This is a genomic window from Segatella copri, assembly GCF_003465495.1.
GTDB lineage: Bacteria > Bacteroidota > Bacteroidia > Bacteroidales > Bacteroidaceae > Prevotella > Prevotella copri_G.
In genome coordinates this window covers 439-8,812 of the sequence record NZ_QSAV01000072.1, presented here as the reverse complement: position 1 = coordinate 8,812, position 8,374 = coordinate 439, and the positions used below count along the sequence as shown (strand labels likewise).

12 protein-coding genes are annotated in these 8,374 nt (G+C 37.2%); 2 read left to right on the top strand and 10 right to left on the bottom strand.

Features of this window, described 5'->3' with window-relative positions; translation table 11 throughout:
- Nucleotides 1-403 precede the first annotated feature (403 nt).
- The 5 genes from DWV53_RS14495 to DWV53_RS14475 form a co-directional block, all read right to left on the bottom strand.
- On the bottom strand, nt 404-835 hold the full coding sequence (locus DWV53_RS14495; protein ID WP_117695545.1) for a hypothetical protein: 432 nt from the start codon (nt 833-835) through the stop codon (nt 404-406).
- A gap of 3 nt (nt 836-838) precedes the next feature.
- A complete protein-coding gene (locus DWV53_RS14490) occupies nt 839-1,102 on the bottom strand; it encodes a hypothetical protein (RefSeq protein ID WP_118155304.1) in 264 nt (87 codons plus the stop codon).
- 283 nt (nt 1,103-1,385) lie between these two features.
- Complete coding sequence (locus DWV53_RS14485; RefSeq protein WP_118155302.1) at nt 1,386-1,826, bottom strand: hypothetical protein; 441 nt, start codon at nt 1,824-1,826, stop codon at nt 1,386-1,388.
- Between the two features lie 2 nt (nt 1,827-1,828).
- Nucleotides 1,829-2,044 carry an RHS repeat domain-containing protein gene (locus DWV53_RS14480; RefSeq protein ID WP_118155300.1) on the bottom strand — a complete coding sequence of 72 codons (216 nt, stop codon included), beginning with the start codon at nt 2,042-2,044 and terminating at the stop codon, nt 1,829-1,831.
- Nucleotides 2,022-2,435 (bottom strand): hypothetical protein, encoded by a 414-nt coding sequence (locus DWV53_RS14475; protein ID WP_118142002.1) that lies wholly within the window; start codon nt 2,433-2,435, stop codon nt 2,022-2,024. The genes DWV53_RS14480 and DWV53_RS14475 overlap by 23 nt, the downstream gene beginning before the upstream one ends.
- 281 nt (nt 2,436-2,716) lie before the next feature.
- On the opposite strand from DWV53_RS14475, the gene DWV53_RS14470 reads away from it, so the two are divergent.
- Nucleotides 2,717-3,826, top strand: a complete 1,110-nt coding sequence (locus tag DWV53_RS14470) for a transposase (RefSeq protein WP_237474194.1) — start codon at nt 2,717-2,719, stop codon at nt 3,824-3,826.
- An 80-nt stretch (nt 3,827-3,906) separates the two neighbouring features.
- On the opposite strand, the gene DWV53_RS14465 is transcribed toward DWV53_RS14470, so the two are convergent.
- From DWV53_RS14465 to DWV53_RS14440, 5 genes are all read right to left on the bottom strand, one after another.
- Nucleotides 3,907-4,398, bottom strand: coding sequence for a hypothetical protein (locus DWV53_RS14465; protein WP_118142004.1), 492 nt, complete (start codon nt 4,396-4,398; stop codon nt 3,907-3,909).
- Nucleotides 4,399-4,897: 499 nt separating this feature from the next.
- On the bottom strand, nt 4,898-5,647 hold the full coding sequence (locus DWV53_RS14455) for a hypothetical protein (protein WP_118155298.1): 750 nt from the start codon (nt 5,645-5,647) through the stop codon (nt 4,898-4,900).
- Between the two features lie 21 nt (nt 5,648-5,668).
- The gene (locus DWV53_RS14450) at nt 5,669-5,911 is read right to left on the bottom strand and encodes an ankyrin repeat domain-containing protein (protein WP_118155296.1); all 243 of its coding nucleotides are present in this window, start codon (nt 5,909-5,911) and stop codon (nt 5,669-5,671) included.
- A gap of 12 nt (nt 5,912-5,923) precedes the next feature.
- Nucleotides 5,924-6,586: a hypothetical protein gene (locus DWV53_RS14445; protein ID WP_118155294.1), complete on the bottom strand. Its 663-nt coding sequence runs from the start codon at nt 6,584-6,586 to the stop codon at nt 5,924-5,926.
- Nucleotides 6,587-6,611: 25 nt separating this feature from the next.
- Complete coding sequence (locus DWV53_RS14440) at nt 6,612-7,292, bottom strand: DUF1016 N-terminal domain-containing protein (protein WP_118155292.1); 681 nt, start codon at nt 7,290-7,292, stop codon at nt 6,612-6,614.
- 383 nt (nt 7,293-7,675) lie between these two features.
- Here DWV53_RS14440 and DWV53_RS14435 point away from each other — a divergent pair.
- A partial coding sequence (locus tag DWV53_RS14435; protein WP_220432020.1) for a hypothetical protein occupies nt 7,676-8,374 on the top strand: 699 nt, incomplete at its 3' end.

The following is an 8,374-nucleotide window of genomic DNA, read 5'->3' as shown; positions in this document are numbered from 1 at the left end:
GAAAAGAACGTAAAATTAATAGTATTATTGCGATGATTGTAGTTTTATTAACTTTAATCATAATCTTAAATTTTTAATAATTAATAATGTGTAAGAACTCATTGCTCTCCTCGGACTCTTTGCCTCTGCAGCGACTTTTTATCTCTGGATTGCACTGCAAAGGTAGGCATAATATGGACAAGATTTTTGATATGGAAAGTATGGACCGTGGTATGGAAAAAATAAGGAAGCCTTGTCGGGGCTTCCTTATATGGAGAGTGCTGTATGTGTCTGTATGACTGGTTGTTGACGAATTATTCTTTGTTGTCCAACAGCTCGCTGATTCCTTTGTAGAAAGATGATTTTTGGAAACAGCGTTTTCACTCATTAAAAGTTTCTCTATATATGGTAGTTCTACAATTATTTAATCACATTTGACATAATAGATTACACCATCATGCCTAATCATAATAAATATAGTCATATTCCTGGGAAATACTATTATATTATCGGCGGAAGGAAACCATATATCACTAAAATAATTATATAAATCTATTGTACGGAATACATCTATTGTTTTAAACTCATCCCAATTAATACAGATAACATCACAACATAAATTCAAATCTGCAAATAATTCTAATAATGAAAAGTGGTCATCAAGTGCATTATACTTTTCTATAAAAGAACCATTTGATTGAAAATTATCAAAAACAGACTCATGTAAGTCATATACTTTTATATTCTTTCGAAAATGTTGGTAGCATATATTACAGTCTGTTTGATTCAATTTTTGAAACGAGGGAAATAACTCCCCCGTTTCTTTTTCAAATAAATCAATTTTAAATTTTTCCATATTTTATTTCTTTATAGGCTCAGCACCACTAATACCACCTGCATTTCGTTTGCCTTTTGTGAAATCCCAAGTCTCACTACCTGCATACTGGGTGCGGCGTGGGTCAGAACCGTAAGAGGCGAAGTCACCACTTATCTTGACATTGGCAAGCTGGAATTTCTTATCAGTGTCTGTGCCGTATGTATTGGTATGCGCCATCTGTCCGCCAGCCTTGCCACGCTGTGGGTCGTAGGTGTAGAAGGTCTCAGCACCGTTGCAATACTTCAAAGAAGCAAAATATAAATATTTTTTTGCCTCTTCCTGTTGATTTTACAGGAGGTTTATATCCTTGTCTTGATGATACATACATATGTTCTTATTTTGGTGTTATAATAAAAAAACGAAGATTGATAAAGTTTATTGCTTAGGATTACATCATTTTACAAATGAAAACACTATATGCTTGTGTCGGAAAGGTATATATTCATTAAACTCACCCTGGAAGGGATATGCATAGTGTTGTTGTATGCATTCCCTTCTAGGGTGATTTTTATAGAAAAAATCTTTATAATTAAGGCTCTTGTAATTTCCTACTAGACTTTTCATCACACTTATAATGTAAATTTCCAGAAGAATCTGTATAAAAATACTTTATTATATTTACTTTAGCTCCCATCCCGTTATGTCTTATTACATATTGAGTGTTTGGTAATAGCCTTATATAGGAAGGATTATACCGAAATTCTTGCTTATAAGAAGACGATTCTATCGCTTTAAATTTCTTTGATATTCTTTTTTTTAAACAAATAGTAACCACCTCTCTACATGTTCCCTTTGTCCGCAAAAAGAAGTCATATGTATAAGATTTGCTAAAGCTATCTAATGGCTCAATAGAAAAATGCAACAGATTGTAAATATAAAAAGTCTGTTCCTTTTCATTGAATTCTACATCATGATTGTCACATGAACAAATCAAAAATAAACACATGAAAATTTCTATTATATATTTCATTCTCAAAAATCTATTGTGAATAGCCAAATCTTGACCATTCTTGTTAAACTTGTGATGCCGCTTGCAGGATGGTTCACCTCAGTACGGCGGTCGCCCATGTCGTAAGTAGAGGTCGTTACATTGCCCTCTGTGTCGGTGACACGAACAAGGCGCTGTATGCCGTCCCATGAAAACGTAAATTCGTTTCCACGGAATTTACATTTTACTAATATCATCATCAAGTTGTTTCCTCCAGATTAAAGTTCCGATACCTGAAAAGATGAACGTGAAAATTAAAGCTGCTTTGGCATAACCTACAGGTAAGTAATCTCCTTCAAAAAAAAGATAATCAGTTTTTGAAGAATAGTATAATTTAGGAAAATACCCTGACTTTATCTTGTCCAAAATTCGATCTCCCGTATGTAATGCATATTGTTTTGATTTATAGGTTATAAGAATTGTATTTGAACTCTTATAGTTACTTTTTTCCTTAAATCCATTATATGTATAACCAGTAATAGGCTCCTGTGTTTTTTCTATATAGTTGCCGTATAAATGGCATAGATACAAAACAAGAGTTAAAACTAATCCTGCGCAAAAAATTGTCTTAAATAAAGTTTTAATTTTCATATTGTTTCCAATTCAAATTTAAAGTGCTTATCATATCACAATACTCTGTTAATTCTTATGTAATCGATTGAAAATGAGAGAGTTAATTAACGTAATATAACTAATAAAATTTGGTTAAGTGGCTGATTATCAGTAACTTTATAGTTCTCTAAGCTCAAAGTTATATGACATCAGAACCACTCAACCAATATACGGAAATATGCAGAGATGCTATCAAAAGTTCATCTGCAAAGTTAAGCAAAACTTTCGAGAGTCTACTCTTGGAAATACTTTTATTGTACATGACGATACAAAGAAAGATAAATTTCACTCAAATGGAGCGTTACGGCACCCATTGTGAGCAGACCTACAGAACGAACTTCAACCGTGGTCGTGCTAAATGCATAGACTGGGTGAAGTTCAACCTTGCCCTATGCCGACGTTACTTGAATATGGATGGTCTATTGGCTATAGCCATCGATCCGAGCTACATCAGCAAGTCGGGTAAGAAGACTCCGCATATCGGTACTTTCTGGTCCGGTTGTGCAAGTTCCATGAAGCATGGGCTTGAAATCATGGGGCTTGCACTTGTCGATGTCCATGCCAACAGTTGCATGATGCTGCGCGCCCATCAGACTCCATCTACTGGAGAATTGAAAATGCGTAACATGACTCTCGTGCAACATTACATAGCGGTCATCAAGCGTTATAAGAAGGATTTGTTGAAGGTCACCGATATTGTTGTCGCTGACGCTTTCTTCTCTATCCGTCCGTTTGTGGACGGAATCAAAGAGTGCGGTTTCCATCTTGTCAGCCGCTTCAGGGATACTGCGAGCCTATATTATGTGTATACGGGACCTCGTTCCAATAAGCCTGGACGTCCCAAGACACTTGACGGAAAAATCAACTACAAGAAACTTGACCTCACACGTATGGCAGAGTTGCATATTGAAGGACTTGAAGGCACAGCCTACACACTCATAGCCTATTCAAAGGCATTGAAGCAGAAAGTGCGCCTTGTCATTTGGGTTATGCCGAACGGAAAACACAAGCTTTTCTTCTCAACAAAGACATCCATGTCGGGTGAGGAAGTGTTGCGCACATACCGCTCAAGATTCCAAATAGAGTTTTGTTTTCGCGATGCAAAGCAATATACTGGTCTTACGCATTGCCAAGCAAGACACAAGAACCAGTTGGACTTTTCCTATAATGCATCATTCGCATCACAGAATGTTGCGAAAGTGATGATGAAGGAAAATGAATTGCCGTATTCCATGGCTTCTTTCAAGGAGATTATGGCAAGCACATACATCGCTAAATTAATTTTCAACAAGTGTCGGAGAATACCGAACCGAAAGTTAATTAGTCATACTATCAAAGAACTCTTTGGCTGGCAACGTAAAGCTGCTTAGCCATTATCTCAAATTTTAACGAACTATTGATATCAATGATTGCAGAAATAAACATTTCACTTTTTGTTTTTACCATTATCTTAATTAGCATTACATGGCAAAATGTTCCTCACCACATCCATTCCGAGGCAGCCTTGTTGATAGGTGACGATTACCGTGTCACCCATATGATAGTCTTCTTTATTGAATCCACCACCGATATTTACCTTTTGCCCATTGTCCATGAAACGAAGAACACACCGCGTTGTACTCATCTTAGCTCCAGAGTCATAAACATCTTGGATTACGGCTTGTCTATGTTGTACGGAAATCGGATAATAAAAGTTTGTGGTGAATATTATTGCACCCAATACAATGGCAAGGATACTTGTATTCATTGCTACGTATCCATCGTCCTTGAATAGCTTGACAAGCAGATAGGAAACCACAGCAATTCCAACGATAAGCCACCAACTATCATCAACAGTTCGCATCGCCGTAATAAGTCCCCAATATACACAAGCCAACCCCAATGTGGCTTTGACAAGCCACATCAAGCAAGAGTCGTCATCGCCTTTCCTTCGTTTCTTCATGATTTCTTTAATTTATATTTTTGACAAAGTCCAATAGCTACGTCTATGCTGTTTGCCTATTGTTACTTTTTTGAGATCACAAATTGTGACCTTAAACGTGTTGTTACTTATTATTGCATTCAAAGGTAGTGCTTTGAGCCTTTAAGCCACTATTGCACAACCCCTTTTTGAAAAGAACGTAAAATTAATAGTATTATTGCGATGATTGTACTTTTAGTAATCGCTTAACTCGTTGCACCGTACTTACTCCTTTACCAATCAACTTCGCCACATACCTAATGGCTATGTCGTTAATCCTACCCTTACCCCCTGTTTTAGGGTGCATGGGTAGTTTTTTTGATAAAATCAATGTGCATAGGATTGCTTGTCAAACAACTCTTATCGTTTGCAAAACTACTAATAAAATTTGGATTATTCTATAAATCCATTATAATTTTTGTTTTTTTTGCTATCCCCTAAATATATCGATTTTTTGGGGCTCTTTTTCAGTTTCTTCTAACTATTTCATGTGCCTTTCTGAATAGGGAGTGAATTGTAATGCAAAGCGTTTATGTGCTGCTTTAAGATATGAGTCGTAGGCATGGTCAGAATGGTTATATTTATAAGGTACAATTTTCCCTTTTCTTAAGCGGACAATACGCCCTTGTTCGTCTATTCGATAGAAGAAAGTATGATAGTAGTTGTCCAAACATGGATTTTGGTCTTTGTCAAGCCATGAATTTTCTTCAAACACCTCTAATTTTAGAAGTTTACTTTGCTCGTAATATACCCATTTGCTTCTTTGAATATCCTCCATAGGAATATGCCGTTTGCTATTGAAACTGAACTTTACAAATGTAGGTTTAATTTCGTTCATACCTAAATACAACACATCTGCAATTTTTCCTTCATGTCCATAAGTAACGAGAAATGTTTCATTTGTTTTCCATTCAAAACCAATGCTCTTTATGTTAAAGGCACAGACAAGAACTTGAGCGTATGGTTGACTAACACCTACGAGCCTAACCTCTCGATTTTGTGCTTCCTTATGATGATAGAAAATGTCTCCGAGAAGTTCTTTTGCTAGAGTGTCTTTTAGTAGGACACCACTGTCTGGCGAAGCTTGTTGTAAAGTGTAGGAATAAGAATTTATGCTATGTATTTTTTTCTCAAGATTCGAAAAACTTACACACCTTGGTTGACACAGACAAGAGGATAGCCCCATTGCTATGACCAAGACTATAACGATATTCAATAAGGAATGTCTCATAATAACTTTTTACTTTGATATTTAGAACTTAGATTTTTTATCTGTAAGAATATTAATCATTTCCATATCTTTAATTTGCTTTGCGAAATCTAAAGGAGACATCTCCTTTTTATCTTGATGATCAATATCAATGCCTTTATTCACTAAATCAACAGCAATTGCATTTTCACAAGATACAATAGCTTCTTGTAGAAGATTTCTACCATACGCATTGCTATAATTTATATTTCTTTCAAGTATATTTTTTTGTTTATAGATTCTCATTTCAAGAACATTTTATTTATGATAAATCTGTATGCCTTTAACATCTGCGATACCCTCAAACATAATGGTTTCGTCATCGACTTTATTGATTTTATTTACGTATTGTCTTCCATTTATGTCATTGAGATATAAGGAATCATTTTGCAAACAATAGGTATATCTGTATAGGGTATCAGCTTGTGAGTATAATTCCACCGTACTATCATTGAAAAATTCAATCTCAGGATGATTGATCTGTCTTTCTCCACCATTCAAAGTCCAATGACCAACCAAATCCTCATTAGTGCAAAATTCGGTATTGTCTATTTTCGGAGCACTGATTGTACTAATTGAAAATAACAACCTAAGAATTAATATTGGTACTATCGGACATAGATAATAAAGCCAAGTTGCTCTTAAGTTCTTTGAAAGTTGAAACATAAATCTCAACAAAGGGAACAAGTAGATAGGATACAAGTAGATGGTTATAAGCATACCATAACGACATGTTTTGTCTACATCAGAGCGAACAGGGGCATCAAAGAAGAATATAGAAACATAGCATCCCAAGGGCCATAATATCAGCGAAAATGCCATAAGTATAAAGAACACCTTCTGTAAAATAGTGGGTGTTCCTCCTAATATGCGAGCTATCAGCCCATCATTAGGTTCTTGTTTTATTTCTTCTTTGTTCATGCAAAAACAGTTCCGTTACTTTTAGTTATCTTTCAACCCCTTTTCCAATTCCTCGATAGTCGGCATAGATGATTTGAAGTCTTTCGGGAAGAGTAGATTGGAAATTTGTAACAGCCTTACCATCACGCTCATATAGGTCTGTGTCAAGCCAATTAAGCAACGCATCACGTCCCCAATTATTTTCCCAAGTTTTTCTTACAAAGAACAGGGCTTTGTCCATATCATCCTTGCATTTGTCGATGATACGGCGATGATGGTCCCAAGGAATAGAGAACAACAAATTGAAATCATCAACAGGCTGTTGACGTTTTTCAAATTGTTCCGCAACTTGCGGAACATTTGAGTCAGACAACGAATCAGAGAAAAGTTCCGCAGTCTGCGGAATATTACTATATAGAGGAGCATAGAGTTTGAAAAACTTACTCATATAGCGCAAGTTTATAGGCGAGAACCCTTTTACGCCAGGCATCTCGTTCTTCAAGTCTTGACTGAGATTCTTATAAAAACCAGAGCCGTAAGTGTTGGTATATTGCTTGGCTTCAATGTCTCGTCCCAACTTCCAATAGAAATCCAACAAATAACCGTTGGTGGCACACGATGCTTTAAGGCGATGGCTGTAGAATCGTTCCTTGAGTTCCACAAGCCAGTCCTTGTAGTCGCAATCATCATGAAGGACTACTGCTAAGTCTATATTTTTCTTTGCCATAATTCTAAAACCATTTAACGCTACAAATATAATGTTTTATCGTGATAATCGGTTAAAAATAAATGATTTTTTGAGATTAGTGGCATCTATTTAGACAAATTTAAATTTGTTTGAAGATCTTACTCCTTTACCACTCAACTTCGCCACATACCTAATGGCTATGTCGTTAATCCTACCCATACCCCCTGTTTTAGGGTGGATGGGTAGTTTTTTTAAAAAAGGAGAAGATTATGGCTGATACTGCAAGAGAAACGGTTTGACTATGTTAAACTTGGGTTAACTTTACAGTTTTTTTTAGGAGCTTGGCTTTTTTTACAAAAAAAATCGTAAATTTGCAGCGAGAAATAAAAACTTGAAGAATAAACAACATAAAAAATGAACTTATGAAGAAAATCTCGTTGATAGTGATGAGCTGCATGATAGCTTGCGGACTGCTCGCCAACCACGGCATCGTGAGGGGCGGAGAAATGTCGCCTAAGGTAGAGGACACGGTATCGATTGCCAAGAAAATCACTGATAGTCAATGGCTATCGAACAACTCCGACACGTTGGAAGTGGACACAGCTGGCGAAGACTCGGTGGTGAATGTGGTGGCCTACTTCTGCAAGGGTGATACCTGCGAATACTGGATATATGAGAATGAGTGGAAGGTGGACGGCAAGGACACGGTGAAGACGCTCGGCGTATCCACCCAGGTGCGCCTCGTGGTAAACGATTCCACCAGCAAGGGCTATAAGATGAGCTACACCTTCCTGGACGTAAAGGCCGATTCGGTGGGCGACAACTTCCGGGACAAGATGATGGCCATGATAGCGGAGCGCACCGCCAAGAGCGTGATAGGCACCACCATCAACTTTGAGACCGATGAATATGGTAGCATCACCAAGATTACCAATCTCTCGCAAATCAAGAAGCAGGCAAAGGCTCTCTTCAAGGCGAGCATGAAGGACATCGCCTCCATGCCCATCATGCAGGAAATGAAGAAGGCGATAGGTTTTGACATCATGAAGATAGGCAACCAAGCTAACACCGACGAGGTGGTGGAGGGCTACCTGGAGGAGCTGAAACTGCTCTTCGCCTGC